General features: G+C 69.1%; 14 protein-coding genes. All 14 read right to left on the bottom strand.

Annotated features, from left to right (window positions below):
- Complete coding sequence (gene hflK, locus AC1DTW_RS10850; protein ID WP_477981098.1) at positions 1–1,248, bottom strand: FtsH protease activity modulator HflK; 1,248 nt, start codon at positions 1,246–1,248, stop codon at positions 1–3.
- A complete protein-coding gene (hflX, locus tag AC1DTW_RS10845; protein WP_477981097.1) occupies positions 1,245–2,534 on the bottom strand; it encodes a GTPase HflX in 1,290 nt (429 codons plus the stop codon). The genes hflK and hflX overlap by 4 nt, the downstream gene beginning before the upstream one ends.
- A 28-nt stretch (positions 2,535–2,562) precedes the next feature.
- Entirely contained in the window at positions 2,563–2,808 is a 246-nt protein-coding gene (hfq, locus tag AC1DTW_RS10840; RefSeq protein WP_477981096.1) for an RNA chaperone Hfq, read from the bottom strand.
- Positions 2,809–2,909: 101 nt separating this feature from the next.
- Complete coding sequence (gene der / locus AC1DTW_RS10835) at positions 2,910–4,244, bottom strand: ribosome biogenesis GTPase Der (protein WP_477981095.1); 1,335 nt, start codon at positions 4,242–4,244, stop codon at positions 2,910–2,912.
- 20 nt (positions 4,245–4,264) lie between these two features.
- The gene (gene bamB / locus AC1DTW_RS10830; RefSeq protein ID WP_477981093.1) at positions 4,265–5,389 is read right to left on the bottom strand and encodes an outer membrane protein assembly factor BamB; all 1,125 of its coding nucleotides are present in this window, start codon (positions 5,387–5,389) and stop codon (positions 4,265–4,267) included.
- Positions 5,386–6,060 carry a YfgM family protein gene (locus tag AC1DTW_RS10825; protein WP_477981092.1) on the bottom strand — a complete coding sequence of 225 codons (675 nt, stop codon included), beginning with the start codon at positions 6,058–6,060 and terminating at the stop codon, positions 5,386–5,388. The genes bamB and AC1DTW_RS10825 overlap by 4 nt, the downstream gene beginning before the upstream one ends.
- Positions 6,061–6,088: 28 nt before the next feature.
- The gene (gene hisS, locus AC1DTW_RS10820; protein ID WP_477981091.1) at positions 6,089–7,384 is read right to left on the bottom strand and encodes a histidine--tRNA ligase; all 1,296 of its coding nucleotides are present in this window, start codon (positions 7,382–7,384) and stop codon (positions 6,089–6,091) included.
- Between the two features lie 50 nt (positions 7,385–7,434).
- Complete coding sequence (gene ispG, locus AC1DTW_RS10815) at positions 7,435–8,733, bottom strand: flavodoxin-dependent (E)-4-hydroxy-3-methylbut-2-enyl-diphosphate synthase (protein ID WP_477981309.1); 1,299 nt, start codon at positions 8,731–8,733, stop codon at positions 7,435–7,437.
- A 25-nt stretch (positions 8,734–8,758) separates the two neighbouring features.
- Positions 8,759–9,652: a RodZ domain-containing protein gene (locus tag AC1DTW_RS10810; protein ID WP_477981090.1), complete on the bottom strand. Its 894-nt coding sequence runs from the start codon at positions 9,650–9,652 to the stop codon at positions 8,759–8,761.
- The gene (gene pilW / locus AC1DTW_RS10805) at positions 9,645–10,469 is read right to left on the bottom strand and encodes a type IV pilus biogenesis/stability protein PilW (protein WP_477981089.1); all 825 of its coding nucleotides are present in this window, start codon (positions 10,467–10,469) and stop codon (positions 9,645–9,647) included. The genes AC1DTW_RS10810 and pilW overlap by 8 nt, the downstream gene beginning before the upstream one ends.
- Positions 10,466–11,659 (bottom strand): dual-specificity RNA methyltransferase RlmN, encoded by a 1,194-nt coding sequence (gene rlmN, locus AC1DTW_RS10800; protein ID WP_477981308.1) that lies wholly within the window; start codon positions 11,657–11,659, stop codon positions 10,466–10,468. Before rlmN ends, pilW begins: the two co-directional genes overlap by 4 nt.
- 77 nt (positions 11,660–11,736) lie before the next feature.
- Positions 11,737–12,162, bottom strand: a complete 426-nt coding sequence (gene ndk / locus AC1DTW_RS10795) for a nucleoside-diphosphate kinase (protein WP_477981088.1) — start codon at positions 12,160–12,162, stop codon at positions 11,737–11,739.
- 83 nt (positions 12,163–12,245) lie between these two features.
- Complete coding sequence (locus AC1DTW_RS10790; protein WP_477981087.1) at positions 12,246–14,225, bottom strand: pseudouridine synthase; 1,980 nt, start codon at positions 14,223–14,225, stop codon at positions 12,246–12,248.
- A complete protein-coding gene (gene scpB, locus AC1DTW_RS10785) occupies positions 14,222–14,917 on the bottom strand; it encodes an SMC-Scp complex subunit ScpB (RefSeq protein ID WP_477981085.1) in 696 nt (231 codons plus the stop codon). Before scpB ends, AC1DTW_RS10790 begins: the two co-directional genes overlap by 4 nt.
- Between the last annotated feature and the right edge of the window lie 216 nt (positions 14,918–15,133).

Raw genomic sequence — 15,133 nt, 5'->3', positions numbered from 1 at the left:
TCAGCGGCTCTCGCGATCGCGGCTGCGCTGGTTATCGCGCGAACGCGCGTCGGCCGGGCTCAGCGGTGTCGTGGTCTCGGGCGACGGCGCCGCCGGCGTCACGACGGTCGGCGCGGCAGCGCTCTGCTGCAGCAGCTTGTCCAGCGGCAGGTAGAGCAGGTTCGAGTTGCTGCGTGCGTCGACCAGGACCTTGCTGACGTTGGTGTAGACCTGCTGCATCGTGTCGATGTACATGCGATCGCGTGTCACGGTCGGCGCCTTCTGGTACTCGGCCAGCACACTGTTGAAGCGCTGCGCATTGCCTTCGGCCTCGGAGACGATGCTCGCCTTGTAGCCTTCGGCCTCCTCATGCAGGCGCGACGCGGTGCCCTTGGCCTTCGGGATCACGTCGCTCGCGTAGGCCAGCGCTTCCTTCTTCAGGCGGTCGCCGTCCTGTCCGGCCTTCAGCGTGTCCTCGAACGCGGCCTGCACCTGCTCGGGCGGCTGCACGCTCTGCACGTTGACGTTGACGATCACGATGCCAGCCTTCAGCCGGTCGAGCTGGCCCTGCACCGATTTGACGAGCTCGGTGGCGATCGCGTCGCGCTGCTCGTACAGCACCGAGTCGATCTTGCTCTTGCCGACGATCTCGCGCACGGCCGATTCGGCGGCCAGCGTCACGGCGGCCTCGGGGTTCTGGTTCTCGAACAGGAACTGGCGCGCGTCCTTCAGCCGGTACTGCACCGTGAAGCGGATGTCGATGATGTTCTCGTCCTGGGTCAGCATCGACGAATCGCGCAACCCGGTCGCGGCGATCACCGCATTGCGTCCGACCTCGGCGGTGCGCAGCTGCGTGAAGTTGACCGTTTCGTGGGCCTGGAACGGATAGGGCATGCGCCACTGGAAACCGGCCTCGACCGTCTTCGCGTACTTGCCGAACGACGTGACGACCGCCTGCTGGCCCGCCTGCACGATGAAGAAGCCACTGCCGAGCCAGATCATCACGACCACACCGGCCACCAGGCTCGCGCCGACGCCGGCGCTCTTCATGTCGGGCTGGAAGTTCCCGCCGCCGCCGCCGTCGCTGGGGCCGCGCGGCGCGCCGCCCTTGCCGCCGAACAGGCCGCTGAGCTTGCGATTGAAGTCGCGCCAGAGTTCGTCGAGGTCGGGCGGGCCATCGCCGCGGCCGTTGCTCATCAGCACCCAGCCGGCTGCGCGCGCGCGCAGGCGCCGAAAGCGGCCTTCAGAAGTCGTCTGGCTCATGGTCATGGGAGGGTATGGTGGGTTGCCGGGTGCGCCGGCGGATCGGCGGCATCGTCGCCGCCAACGTCGTCGTCTTCTTCTTCGTCGTCGTCGACCTGCTGCAGCCGGATGTCATCTGGGGTCGCTCCGGGGCGGTTCAAGGCGCCGGCCAGTGCGCCGCCGACCGCCTCGATCAGGATCTGCCGCAGCTCGCGCATGCCTTCGCCGGTACGCGCGCTGACGAACACGCGCGGCACGCGCAGCCCGGCGTCGAGCTCGAGCAGGTCGCGCAGCTCGCGCGGGCGCTGCGTCTCTTCGAGCTGGTCGAGCTTGTTGAACACCAGCACCTGCGGAATGCCGCTGGCGCCGATCTCGGTGAGCACACGTTGCACTTCGGTCGTCTGCTCGGCAAGCACCGGGCTCGCGCAATCGACGACGTGCAGCAGCAGGTCGGCGTCGTTGGCCTCCTGCAAGGTCGCCTCGAACGCCTCGATCAGCTTGTGCGGCAGGTCGCGGATGAAGCCGACAGTGTCGGACAGCGAGACCGAACGGGGCACGCCGTCGAGATGCAGCTGGCGCGTGGTCGTGTCGAGCGTCGCGAACAGCTGGTCGGCCGCGTAGGCTTTCGCGTTGACGAGCTCGTTGAACAGGGTCGACTTGCCGGCGTTCGTGTAGCCGACCAGCGAGACGCGGAAGGTCTGGTTGCGCTCGCGCGAACGGCGCTGCGTGCTGCGCTGCTTCTTGACGCGCTCGAGCTGCTTCTTCAGCCCCTTGATGCGCTCGCCGATCATGCGACGGTCGAGCTCGATCTGCGCCTCGCCCGGACCGCCGCGCATCCCGATGCCGCCGCTCTGGCGCTCGAGGTGGCTCCAGCGCCGCACCAGCCGTGTCGAGAGGTACTGCAGACGCGCGAGCTCGACCTGCAGCTTGCCCTCGTGGCTCTGCGCGCGCTCGCCGAAGATCTCGAGGATCAGCATCGTGCGGTCGGCCACGGCGACACCGAGGTGCTGCTCGAGGTTGCGCTGCTGCGCCGGCGACAAGGCCTGGTCGAACAGCACCGCCTCGGCCTGGTGGCCCTGCACCAGCGCCTTGATCTCGTCGGCCTTGCCCGAGCCGATGAACAGCGCCGCATCGGGCGCCTTGCGACGCGCGACCACGCGCGCAACGGCCACGTCGCCGGCCGATTCGGCCAGCAACGCAAGTTCGTCGAGCGACGCGTCGAAGGCCTTGCCGCGGCCGAAGTCGACCCCGACAAGGATCGCCCGGGCGGGGCCTTGCGACCCGTTCAGGGCGATCGATTCCGCGGAACTCAAGGCGACAGGCGTGGCGCGCGGGTCACGATCAAGCGGTCGGATCGTTTGGTTCGGCCGCGTGGAAATTCACGGCACGGCCCGGCACGACCGTCGAGATCGCGTGCTTGTAGACCATCTGCGTCACGGTGTTGCGCAGGAGAACCACGTACTGATCGAAAGATTCGATGTGGCCCTGCAATTTGATCCCGTTGACGAGGTAGATCGAAACCGGAACATGCTCCTTGCGCAGCAGGTTCAGGAAGGGGTCTTGTAGGAGTTGCCCTTTGTTGCTCACGATATTCTCCGTGATGAAAGTTCAGAAGCGATCACGTTAACACAGCGATGATGCGCCGCAGCAAGTTTGGGGGCTTTGCCCGTGCGTCCTCGCGGCGTCACTCAGTCTTTGGTATCGAACGGGTTCTTCGACGAGCGCATCTCGATCCGCATCGGCGTGCCGGTGAGCTTGAAGTGCTCGCGGAAGCGCCCTTCGAGGAAGCGCTTGTACGAGTCGGTGATGTGGTCCAGCGAGTTGCCGTGGATCACGATCAGCGGCGGGTTCATGCCGCCCTGGTGCGCGTAGCGCAGCTTCGGGCGGAACGCGCCGGCGCGCTTCGGCGCCTGGTGCTCGACGGCCTCCTGCAGCAGCCGCGTCAGCACCGGCGTCGGCATCTTCTTGATCGCCGAGGCGTGCGCATCGCCGATCGCTTTCCAGACCGGCCCGAGGCCCTGCCGCTTGATCGCCGAGATGTGCAGCACCGCGGCAAACTTCAGGAACGCCAGGCGCTGCTCGATCGAGCGCTGCAGGGTCTCCTTCTGGTAGCCGTCGACGGCGTCCCACTTGTTGATCGCGATCACGACCGCACGGCCGCTTTCGAGGATGTAGCCGGCGATGTGCGCGTCCTGGTCGGTCACGCCCTGCGTGGCATCGAGCAGCAGCAGCACGACGTTCGCATCGGCGATGGCCTGCAGCGTCTTCACGACCGAGAACTTCTCGATCGCCTCGAACACCCTGCCGCGGCGGCGCAGCCCGGCGGTGTCGATCAGCTCGAACTTCTGCCCGTTGCGCTCGAACGGCACGGTGATCGCGTCGCGCGTCGTGCCCGGCTGGTCGAACGCCACCAGGCGCTCCTCGCCGAGCCAGGTGTTGATCAGCGTCGACTTGCCCACGTTCGGCCGGCCCGCGACCGCGAGCCGGATCGGGCCGCCGTCCTCGGGCGTCGCATCTTCCTCATCCTCGAACTCGAAATGCGCCAGCGCCGCCTCGGTCAGGCTGCGGATGCCCTGCCCGTGCGCCGACGAGATCGGGTGGGGGTCGCCGAGGCCGAGCTCGAAGAATTCGCCGAGCAGCGGTGATTCCTGCATCCCCTCGGCCTTGTTGACGGCGAGGATCACCTTCTTGCCGACGGTGCGCAGGTAGCGCGCGATGTCATGGTCCTGGCCCGAGACGCCCGAGCGCACGTCGACGACGAAGATCACCGCGTCGGCTTCCGCAACCGCCTGGCGCGTCTGTTTGGCCATCTCCTTGACGATGCCGGTCGTGCTGTCGGGCTCGAAGCCGCCGGTGTCGACGACGATGAACTCGTGGTCGCCGAGGCGACCGTCGCCGTAGTGGCGGTCGCGGGTCAGCCCGGAAAAGTCGGCGACGATCGCGTCGCGGCTCTTCGTCATCCGGTTGAACAAGGTGGACTTGCCCACGTTCGGGCGGCCCACGATCGCGATCACCGGTTTCATTGGCGCGGCGTCTCGTGCGCTTAAGGGCGAAAGGCGAACAGGCCGCCCTTGCGCGTGACGACGAGCATCGTGTTGCCCGAGGCGACCGGCTGCACCGTGATCGCGCCCCCGTCGGTCGTCAGGCGCAGCTGCGCTTCGCCGGTTTCGCGCGCGAGCCAGTGCACGGTGCCGTCCTCGTCGCCGAACACGACCGACTTGCCGAAGCTCAGCGGTGCACTCAGCGTGCGGTAGAGCAGCTTGTCGGTGGTCCACGCGACATCGCCGCTGGCGGTCTTCCAGGCGCTGATGCGGTCCGAGGCATCGCCGGCGAAGACGAACTCGGCGTCGCCGCCGATCGCATCGGTGCCGCCGATGTTCTTGCTCCAGATGCTGGCGCCGCGTTCGGCGTTCACGCAACCGACCGCGGCCTGGAACGAGCGAGCACAGATCATCTCGCCGACGCGCAGCGACGGGCCGACCAGATCGGCCAGTCGCTCGATCTCGTTCGCGCCGCGCGGCGAGCCGACGGGAACGTCCCACTTGACGGTGCCTTGCAGCGGGTCGACACCGGCCATGCGCGGCCCCTGGCCCACGACCAGCGTGTTCTTGAACGCGCCGAGCACGCCCGATTGCGCCAGCGTCAGCGGATCGCCGGGGCGCTGCAGAGCCCAGAGCTTGCGGCCGTCGAGCGCGTCGAACGCCTGCACCGCGCGGTCGACCCCGAGCACGAACACGCGCTCGCCGGCCACCAGCGGCGCGGTTGATACGCGCGTGCCGAGCGGCTTGCGCCACTTGACCTGGCCCTGCTCGAAGACCACGAGCTCGCCGTCGCGCGTGACGACCGCGGCGAAGCGGCCGTCGCTGCCGACGCCGGCGCCGAGCTTGCCGCCGGCGTTGCCGCGCCAGATCTCGCGGCCGGTCTCGGCGTCGAGCGCGAGCACGGTGCCGTCGCCGCCGGCGACCGTGAACGTGCCGCGCGTGACCGCGACCGCGAGCGGGAACGGCACCGCCTCGATGTGCTGGCTCCAGGCCACGCTGGCCGTGAGCTTCGGCGTCAGCGCCTCGAGCGGCTGCGGCTTGGGCTTGCTGCTGCCGGCACAGCCGGCCAGCAGCACGAGCAACGCCAATGCCGAGCCGAGACGGCGCAGGCCGCGGCGCGCCGTCACTTCGTCACCTCGGTGATCTTTGCGCCCTCGGCGGGCGCAACACCGAGCGAGGTGAGCTTGGCTTCGATCAGGCGCCGGTAGTCGACCTTCGGGTCCATCGCGGCCCAGGCCTTCGCGTAGGCGGCCTTCGCGTCGTCCTTCTTGCCCTGCGCGAGCAGCACGTCGCCGCGGCGGTCCTGCGCGAGCGCGACGAATTCGGGGGCGGTCGCAGCGTCGAGCTGCTTCAGCGCCTCGTCGTACTTCTTCTGGTCGAGCAGGATGCCGGCAGCGCGCATCTTCGCGACCGTCTGGTATTCGGCCTCGGCCGCATTCGCGCCGACCCACGCGAGCGTCTGGAGCGCTGCGTCGGTCTTGCCCTTTTCGGCCTGCAGCTTCGCCGCCAGCAGGCCGCCCTGCTCGGTGAACGCGGTGCGCGGGTAGCGATCTCTCAGGTCGGCGAAGACGCGCCCGGCCTGGTCGACGTCGCCGGCCTGCACCGCCTTGTCGAGCTGGTCGAACATCGCGCTCGATTTGCCCGCCTGATCGCGCTGCCACCAGTTCCAGCCGTTCCATGCGGCATAGGCGCCGAGCACGGCGATCAGCACCCAGGTCAGCAGGTTGCCGTAGCGCTTCCAGAAGGCTTTCAGCTGGTCGAGCTGTTCTTGTTCTTCGAGGTCGAGATGGGTGGCCATGGACGGGAGGTTTCCAGTGAAGGCGGGATTATGCGGTGCGCAGCTCGGCGGCCCAGGCGGCCAACTCGGCGAGCGCGAGCGTGCGCTGCGGCACGCCGGCGTCGCGCAGCGACTTCAGCGCGAGCTCGCCGCGCGCGAGTTCGTCGGCGCCGAAGATCAGCGCGAAACGCGCGCCGCTCGCGTCGGCACGCTTGAACTGGCTCTTCATGCCGCCCCAGGCTTCGGCACCGGCCGCGTGCATCTGCACGTTGACGCCGACCGCGCGCAGCGCCTCGCAGGCCGCGATCGCGGTCGGCATCGCGTCGGCCGCAGGCACGATCGCGTAGACATCCGGTGCGCTCTCGGGCGGCTGCACGCCGACGGCTTCGAGCAGCAGCAGCATGCGTTCGATCCCCATGCCCCAGCCGACCGCCGGCGTCGGCTTGCCGCCAAGCTGCTCGAACAGGCCGTCGTAGCGGCCGCCGCCGCAGACCGTGCCCTGCGAGCCGAGCTGGTCGGTGATCCACTCGAACACGGTCAGGTTGTAGTAGTCCAGGCCGCGCACCAGGCGCGGATTGATGCGGTACCCGACCCCCGCCGCGTCGAGCACCGCGCGCACCGCGTTCAGGTGCGCAAGCGAGGCCTCGCCGAGAAAATCCATCAACTGCGGCGCGGCGTCGACCGTCGCCTGCATCGAAGGGTTCTTCGTGTCGAGGATGCGCAGCGGGTTGCTGTGCAGGCGACGCCTGGCATCGTCGTCGAGCGCGTCGGCATGGGCCTCGAAGTGCGCGATCAGCGCGGCGCGGTGCGCCATGCGCTCGGCCGGCTGCCCGAGGTTGTTGAGCTCCAGGCGCACGTGCGCATCGGTCAGCCCCAGGTCGTGCAGCAGCGCGCGGCACATCAGGATCTGCTCGGCGTCGACATCCGGTCCGGCAAAGCCCAGCGCCTCGACATCGATCTGGTGGAATTGGCGGTAACGCCCCTTCTGCGGTCGCTCGTGCCGGAACACCGAGACCTGCGACCAGACCCGCAGCGGCCCGTTGTACAGCGCGTTGTGCTCGACCATCGCGCGCACGATGCCGGCGGTGGCCTCGGGGCGCAGCGTGAGCTTGTCGCCGTTCATAGAGTCCTCGAACGAGTACATCTCCTTCTCGACGATGTCGGTCACCTCGCCGATGCCGCGCACGAACAGCGCGGTCGGCTCGACGATCGGCGTGCGCACGTTGGCATAGGCGTAGCGGGCCATCAGCCCGCGCACCTTGGTTTCGAACCATTCCCAGCGCGCCGATTCGGGCGGCAGGATGTCGTTCATGCCCTTGACGGCACGCAGTTGTTGTTCAGCCATGGGAACTCGTTGAATTTTTCCCTTCGCCGCAGGGCGGCGAGGAGCGCGGGTCAATGCGCCGATGCCGCGCCGAAGCGCTGCTCGATGTAGCGCTCGACCAGCGCATGGAACTCGGCCGCGATGTTGTCGCCGCGCAAGGTCAGCGCCTTCTCGCCGTCGATGAACACCGGTGCGGCCGGCGCCTCGCCGGTGCCGGGCAGGCTGATGCCGATGTCGGCATGCTTGCTTTCGCCCGGGCCGTTCACGATGCAGCCCATCACCGCGACCTTCATCTTCTCGACGCCGGGATAGCGCGCCTTCCAGGTCGGCATCTGCGCGCGCAGGTAGTCGTCGATCTGCTTCGCGAGCTCCTGGAACGTCGTGCTGGTCGTGCGGCCGCAGCCAGGGCACGCGGTCACGCTCGGGTTGAACTGGCGCAGGCCCAGCGCCTGCAGAATCTCGAGCGCGACGACGACCTCCTGCGTGCGCGCTTCGCCGGGCTGCGGCGTGAGAGACACGCGGATCGTGTCGCCGATGCCTTCCTGCAGCAGCACGCCGAGCGCCGCGGTCGACGCGACCGTTCCCTTCGTGCCCATGCCGGCCTCGGTCAGCCCGAGGTGCAGCGCGTAGTCGCAGCGCTTGGCCAGCGCGCGATAGACGCTGATCAGGTCCTGCACGCCGGACATCTTGCACGACAGGATGATCTGGTCGCCGCGCAGGCCCAGCGCCTCGGCGCGTCGCGCCGACTGGATCGCCGAGGTCAGGATCGCGCGGTACATGATCTGCTGCGGCTCGAACGGCTCGGCGAGCTGCGCGTTCGCGTCCATCATGCCGGTCAGCAGTTCCTGGTCCAGGCTGCCCCAGTTGACGCCGATGCGCACCGCCTTGTCGTACTTCGCGGCGGCCTCGACCATCTGCGCGAACTGGCGGTCGTGCTTGTCGCCCTTGCCGACGTTGCCGGGGTTGATGCGGTACTTGCTGAGCGCCTCGGCGCACGCCGGGTGTTCGGTCAGCAGCCGGTGGCCGTTGTAGTGAAAGTCGCCGATCAGCGGCACGTCGATGCCCATCCGGTCGAGCTGCTCGCGGATGTAGGGCACCGCGGCCGCGGCCTCGGGCGTGTTGACAGTGATGCGCACCATCTCCGAGCCGGCGATCGCCAGTTCCTTGACCTGGATCGCGGTGCCGATCGCATCGACCGTGTCGGTGTTGGTCATCGCCTGCACCCGCACCGGGGCGCCGCCGCCGACCGTGACGACGCGCGCGCCCCAGGCCACTTTCGCCTGGCGCGTGCGATGCACCGGCGGCTGCGCGGGCGCGACGAAATCGTCGATGGCCTCGAGGGCGTCGATGGCGGACGAAGGCAGGTTCATGTCGCTCATGGTGTCGGGCCCTGGGCTACTTCAGGTCGAGCCGCGCGATGTTGTCGCGCGTGTACGCCGCGAGCGCCAGCGGCTGGCCGCGGAACACGACCTGCGTCACGGCGGCGTTGCCGATTCTGACCTTCATCGGCATGACGCCGTCGAGGCCGACGCTCTCGCCCGGTTCCAGCACGCGCGAGATCAGTGATTGCCCGCGCGCATCGGTGACCTCGATCCACGTCTGCGCGCTGGCGCGAAACTGCAGCACGCCCGAAGCGGCGACCGCGGTCACCGCATCGGGCTCGGTCGCGAGCGCGGGTTCGGAGGCGGCCGGTGCCGGCGTCACCGCCATCGTCGGCGCCGGCGCCGCGTCGCTGGCCGCGGCCGAAGCCGCCGCGATCGGCGTCGGAACCGTGCTCGTGACGATCGCCGGCGCCGTGGCGACATCGGCCGGCCGCGGCCGCGTGACCGCCGAGCTCCCGAACGGCAGCCAGCGGGCCGGCATCGCGTACATCGCCAGCGTCAGCACGACGATCAGGCCGGCGATCCACAGCACCGGGTTCGTCAGACTCGCCCAATCCTTCGGTTCGAGGCGGCCCGGCCGTTCGCGGAACGGCGTGTTCAGGCCCTCGGCCACCTGCTCGAGCCGGTGGCCCTTGGGCGGCGGCAGCAGCGCGAGGATCGGCGCGGCATCGATCTTCAGCGTGCGGCAGACGGTCTGCGCGAGCGCGCGCGTGAAGGTCGCGTCGGGCAGCTGGTCGAACTGGTCGGACTCGAGCAGCTCGAGCTTGCGCGGCACGACCTTGATCGCCGCCGCGAGCGCCGCAATGTGCAGGCCCTGAGCTTGACGAGCCTGCCGCAACAGGCCGCCGGCCGTGGTCGGTCGGGACGGAGCCGGTGCCGGTGCTGCGGACTCGGGCGTGTCACTCATCGAAGTTGCCCCGTTCGAACGATGCGGCTTCGCGCGAATCCGGGAAACGCCTACGCAGCTGGTCACCGAATTCCTGGGCGCCCGAGCGATTGCCGAGCCGCTGCTCGATGCGCGCGGCCAGCCACAGTGTCTGCGCGCCGGTCAGTGCCGGCACGGCGTTGACGCGGCGGATGTAGAAGCGGGCGCGCTCGTAGTCGCCGCGGCGGTACAGCACCTCGGACAGGTTCACCGCGGTCGACGGGTTCTTCGGATCGAGCTCGTAGGCGCGCGTCAGTGTCGCCTCCGATTGGGCGAGCTGGCCCGCGAAAGCCTCGCAGACGCCCTTCGTCAGCAGCGTGCGCGACTGGTCGCGGTACTGCGGTGCGGCCAGCGCCTGGTCGAACATCGCGCTCGCCTCCGGGTAGCGCTTCTTCTGGCACAGGTAGTAGCCGAAGTTCTGCATCGTGTCGGCGTCGCGCGGGCTGAGCTGCAGTGCACGGCGAAAGCTCTCTTCGGCGAGCTTGTCGTCGCCGAGGTTGCCGTAGATCAGGCCGCGCAGGTTGTAGGCCTCGGCGAGCGTCGGATCGGCCTGCAGCGCGAGCTTGACCTGGTCGAGCGCGGTCGTCATCTGGCCGCGGCTGAAGTAGCCCGAGGCGAGCTCCATGCGCAGGTGCGCGCGCTTGCTGGCATCGGACTCGTCGGAGGCGGTCACGAGATCCTTGCCGTCACCGACCGATCCGGTCACGGTGGTCTGCGTCGTGCAGCCCGCGAGCGCGGCGATCGTCAACAGCACAGGCAGCCAGTGCCGCGAACGGCTCGGCAACGGCAGCAGCTTCATCGGTTCGTCTCCTGTCGGTCGGCGCGGCCCGCGGCGATCGCCACGGTCACGGCCGAGCCGCTGCGGTGCAGCTTCACGGGGGCACGCGTCATGCGAGCCTTCGCGTTGGTTCGATCCTGAACCTCACCGGCGAGCTGGCCGCAGGCGGCGGCAATGTCGTCGCCGCGCGTCTTGCGAACGGTCGCGATCAGCCCGCCTTCCTGCAGTACGCGGGCGAATGCGCCGACGCGCTCGCTCGGCGAGCGCGTCAGGCCGGATTCAGGGAACGGGTTGAACGGAATCAGGTTGAACTTGCAGGCAATGCCGGTCTTCGGGTCATTGACCAGCGCAAGCAGCTCGCGCGCCTGCGCGTCGCTGTCGTTGACGCCGTCGAGCATGCAGTACTCGAGCGTGATGAAGTCGCGCGGCGCCTTCGCGAGGTAGGCGCGACAGGCAGCGAGCAATTCGTGCAGCGGGTACTTGCGGTTCAGCGGCACCAGGTCGTCGCGCAGCGCATCGCTCGGCGCGTGCAGCGAGACCGCCAGCGCGACCGGGCAGTCGTCGCGCAGCCGCTCGATCATCGGCACGACGCCCGAGGTCGACACGGTGACACGGCGCCGCGAGAGGCCGTAGCCATGGTCGTCGAGCATCATGCGCAACGCCGGCAGCAGCGCCGCGTAGTTCTGCAACGGCTCGCCCATGCCCATCATCACGACGTTCGTGATGACACGCTTGTCGTCTCCAGAATCTTCGCGCTCGCCGTCCGGCAGGTTCTTGAGGCGCCGGCGCAGCTGGTGCTCGGCGAACCACAGCTGCGCGATGATCTCGCCGGTCGTCAGGTTGCGGCTGAAACCCTGGTGGCCGGTCGAGCAGAAGCGGCAGCCGACCGCGCAGCCGGCCTGTGAAGAGATGCACAGCGTGCCGCGATCGTCTTCGGGGATGAACACGGTCTCGACCGCGTTGCCGTCGCCGACATCGAACAGCCACTTGATCGTGCCGTCGCTCGAGGCCTGCTCGCTGAGCAGCGGCATCGCCGCGATCACGGCGCGACCGCTGAGCTTGTCGCGCAGCGATTTCGCCAGATCAGACATCTGCGCGAAATCGGCCGCGCCCTTCTGGTGGATCCAGCGGAACAGCTGCGTCGCGCGGAAGCGCTTCTCGCCGAGCTGCTCGCAGAATGCAGCCAGCGCGTCGCGGTCGAGCTCGAGCAAGTTGGCCGATGGAGCCCCCTGACCGACGAATGCGTCGGTCGACCCCCTGGGGCCCGGCTCCGGGAGGTTCACGGCAGTCAGCGGCTGTAAACGTTCATCGCGGGGAAGAAGAACGCGATCTCGACCGCTGCCGTCTCGGCCGCGTCGGAACCGTGCACTGCGTTCGCGTCGATGCTGTCGGCGAAGTCGGCGCGGATCGTGCCCTTCTCGGCCTTCTTCGGGTCGGTCGCGCCCATCAGGTCGCGGTTCTTCATGATCGCGCCTTCGCCTTCGAGTGCCTGGATCATCACCGGGCCCGAAATCATGAAGTCGACCAGGTCCTTGAAGAACGGGCGTGCCTTGTGCACCGCATAGAAGGCCTCGGCCTCACCGCGCGACAGGTGCGCCATCTTCGCGGCGACGACCTTCAGGCCGGCGCCTTCAAAGCGGGCGTAGATCTGACCGATCACGTTCTTCGCGACGGCGTCGGGTTTGATGATCGAAAGCGTGCGTTCGATGGCCATGTTTTTTCTCCTGGAATCAAGTACTTGGCAAAGCCTTAGATTGTAGCGTGCGAGCCTTGCCGGCTGATGAAGGCACGGTCGCGTCAGCGCCCGCGGCGGCCGCCGCCGCCACCGCCAAAACCGCCGCCGCTGTTGCCACCGCCGCCGCCCCGGTTGCCACCGCGCCCGCCGCCGCCGCCGCCACCGCCCCCACCACCGCGGTTCTTGCGATGGAAGGCATCGGCACCGAACACGCCGAGCGCGGTCTGCAGCGGGTCGGGCTGCTTCGGCCCACCGCCCTGCCCGCCGCCGCGCTTCGGGCCCGGCGCCGGGCCGCTGCCACCGGCACCGAAGCCACCGCCGCCGCCGTTGCGGAAGCCGCGCCCGCCGACCGGGCTGCGCGGGTTCGAGACGAAGCGCTTGTCGAAGGTCTGCTCGAGCGGATTCGGGATCGATGCGGGATCGAAGTCCATGTCGTCATCGTCGTCGTGACGCTCCGCCGCACGCTCCATGCCCTCGGCAAAAGCCTGCGGCGCCGGCGCGTTGCCGTCGCGGCGCGGGCCGCGTTGCCGATCGCCCTGGCGGTCGTTCTGGCGGCCCCCCTGGCGCTCGTTGCGCGGCTGTTGCTGGCCGCCCTGGCGCGGTTCGTTGCCACGACCGCCGGCGCGCGCGTTGTTGTTGTCGTTGCGCTCGGCGCGCGGCGCGTTGTTCTCGCCGCTGGCCAGGCGGCGGATCGCGCGCACGTCGCCCTCTTCGAGGTCGACCCACACGCCGCGCTTCAGGCCGAGCGGCAGCACCACGGTGCCATAGCGGATGCGGATCAGCCGGCTGACCGTCAGGCCGACCGTGTCGAACAGCTTGCGCACTTCGCGATTGCGGCCTTCGGTGATGACGACGCGGTACCAGTGATTCGCGCCGTCACCACCACCTTCGGTGATCGACTTGAAGCTCGCCTTCTGGCCGTCGACGTCGACGCCGGCGAGCAGGCTCGCCTTGTTCTCTTCGGTCAGCGTTCCGAGCAGGCGCACCGCATATTCGCGCTCGACGCCGAAGCGCGGATGCATCAGCTGGTTCGCGAGCTCACCGGAGTTCGTGAACAGCAGCAGGCCCTCGGTGTTGATGTCGAGCCGGCCGACCGACTGCCACTTGCCCTGCTGAAGCCGCGGCAGGCGTCGGAACACGGTCGGACGGTTCTGCGGATCGTCGTTCGTGACGATCTCGCCGACCGGCTTGTGGTACGCGATGATGCGCGGCGGCGGCGGAACGATACGCAGCTTCACCGGCTTGCCGTTGACCTGCACGCGGTCGCCGAACGAGACGCGCTGGCCGACATGCGCCGGCTCGCCATTCACCATCACGTGGCCGTCGGCAATCAGGTCTTCCATGTCGCGGCGCGAGCCGATGCCCGACTGCGCGAGCACCTTGTGCAGCTTCGGCGCCTCGGGCTCGGGCAGCAGCACGCGCTTCGGCGCGGCCGCGGTGTCTTCTTCGCCGGCCATCTCGGGCTCGGGTTCGGGTTCGCCGTTGACATCGAATTCGCCCGACAGCACCTGCGCGAACAGCTCGCCGGTCTGCACCGGCGCCACGGGCGCGCTTTCGGCGCCGGCCTCGGTGCTCGCCGGATCGCGCGGCTCGCCGCGCTTGCGATCGCGACGCCCGCGACGCCGGCCGCGCGGACCGTCGCCGGCGTCTGCGCCATCGGCCGTGCCTTCGGCATCGTCGGCGCCTTCGGTCGTTGCTTCGTCGCCGGGAAGACTCTCGATCGGCGCCGCGGCGCCGATCGGTTCGACCTCGGTCGCCCGCGCGGGTGCGACGGCAGGCTCCGATGCCGGCGGCAGCGACTCGGCCGTCGGGGCCTCGTCACCGGCCGCAGCAACGCTCGCCGCGGCGCGCCGGCGCTTCGGCTTCGGCGCCGGCTCGACGACAGCCTCGGCGGCTGCGGTCTCGGGCGCTGCGGTCGCGACGGCCTCGTCGGCCTTCGTCGTCCGGCGTCGCCGGGCTGGCTTCGCAGGCGCTTCCGCGCTGTCGTTCAGGGCGGTGTCATCCGCGTCGGGCGGCAGCGAAGTTTCTGGATTGACGTTCATTCGTGAGATTCCATCGGGGCGGCATCCGCCGCAGGCTCGTCGGGACGATCGGGAGAAGGGGCGGCGGACGCATCGGCAGCGTCCTCGGTGGCCGGGGCCTCGGCTTGCGGGGCATCGGCCGGCGGGTCCAGCAGCGAGCCTTGCTCGAGCATCGTGCCCGCCAGTGTTTCGGAATCGGGCGCCGCGCCGGCGAGCAGCGGCAGCTGTTCGAGGCTGGCCAGGCCGAGGTCGTCGAGGAACTGCTTCGTCGTCGCCAGCAGCGCCGGGCGCCCGGGCGATTCGCGGTAGCCGATCGCTTCGACCCAGCCGCGGTCCTCGAGTTGTTTGATGATCTGGCTCGCGACGGTGACGCCGCGGATGTCTTCGATGTCGCCGCGCGTCACCGGCTGGCGGTACGCGATGATCGCCAGCGTCTCCATCACGGCGCGCGAGTATTTCGGCGGCTTCTCCGGGTTGAGCCGATCGAGGTACTCGCGCATCTCGGGGCGGCTCTGCAGGCGCCAGCCGGAAGCCAGCGCGACGAGCTCGACGCCGCGGCCTTCCCATTCGCGGGTCAGCTCGTCGAGCAGCGAACGCAGGGTGTCGTGACCGATCTCGTCGGCGAACAGAACGCGCATGTCACGCAAGGGCAGCGGCTGGCTCGCGCAGATCAGGGCGGTCTCGAGGACGCGCTTCGCATCCTGGCTATTCATGGGCTTTGTTCACATCCTCGGCCGGATCGCACCCGGCTGGTATTCGACTGACATTCGTGATTCAGTGCAGATGCCGCTCATCGCTCACGGAGGATGCCCGGCCGGTCGGGCTCGAGCATCGCGTTTCGCGGCTGGCAGGTGGGCGACGCTTCTCGCGTCACGCCGGTTCGGGGCACCTTCGGTGCGCGGCTCACTTCCCGGGGGCTTCGTCGCGGC

This window comes from Rhizobacter sp. P5_A1, assembly GCF_056400745.1.
This window is presented reverse-complemented; position numbering and strand designations above follow the sequence as displayed.

What these genes read in the sequence shown, in the direction of transcription:
- AC1DTW_RS10790 (WP_477981087.1), bottom strand. Translation starts at nt 14,225, where the DNA reads ATGAACGTCAATCCAGAAACTTCGCTGCCGCCCGACGCGGATGACACC.
- ispG (WP_477981309.1), bottom strand. Translation starts at nt 8,733, where the DNA reads ATGAACCTGCCTTCGTCCGCCATCGACGCCCTCGAGGCCATCGACGAT.
- scpB (WP_477981085.1), bottom strand. Translation starts at nt 14,917, where the DNA reads ATGAATAGCCAGGATGCGAAGCGCGTCCTCGAGACCGCCCTGATCTGC.
- der (WP_477981095.1), bottom strand. Translation starts at nt 4,244, where the DNA reads ATGAAACCGGTGATCGCGATCGTGGGCCGCCCGAACGTGGGCAAGTCC.
- AC1DTW_RS10825 (WP_477981092.1), bottom strand. Translation starts at nt 6,060, where the DNA reads ATGGCCACCCATCTCGACCTCGAAGAACAAGAACAGCTCGACCAGCTG.
- pilW (WP_477981089.1), bottom strand. Translation starts at nt 10,469, where the DNA reads ATGAAGCTGCTGCCGTTGCCGAGCCGTTCGCGGCACTGGCTGCCTGTG.
- hisS (WP_477981091.1), bottom strand. Translation starts at nt 7,384, where the DNA reads ATGGCTGAACAACAACTGCGTGCCGTCAAGGGCATGAACGACATCCTG.
- AC1DTW_RS10810 (WP_477981090.1), bottom strand. Translation starts at nt 9,652, where the DNA reads ATGAGTGACACGCCCGAGTCCGCAGCACCGGCACCGGCTCCGTCCCGA.
- hflK (WP_477981098.1), bottom strand. Translation starts at nt 1,248, where the DNA reads ATGACCATGAGCCAGACGACTTCTGAAGGCCGCTTTCGGCGCCTGCGC.
- ndk (WP_477981088.1), bottom strand. Translation starts at nt 12,162, where the DNA reads ATGGCCATCGAACGCACGCTTTCGATCATCAAACCCGACGCCGTCGCG.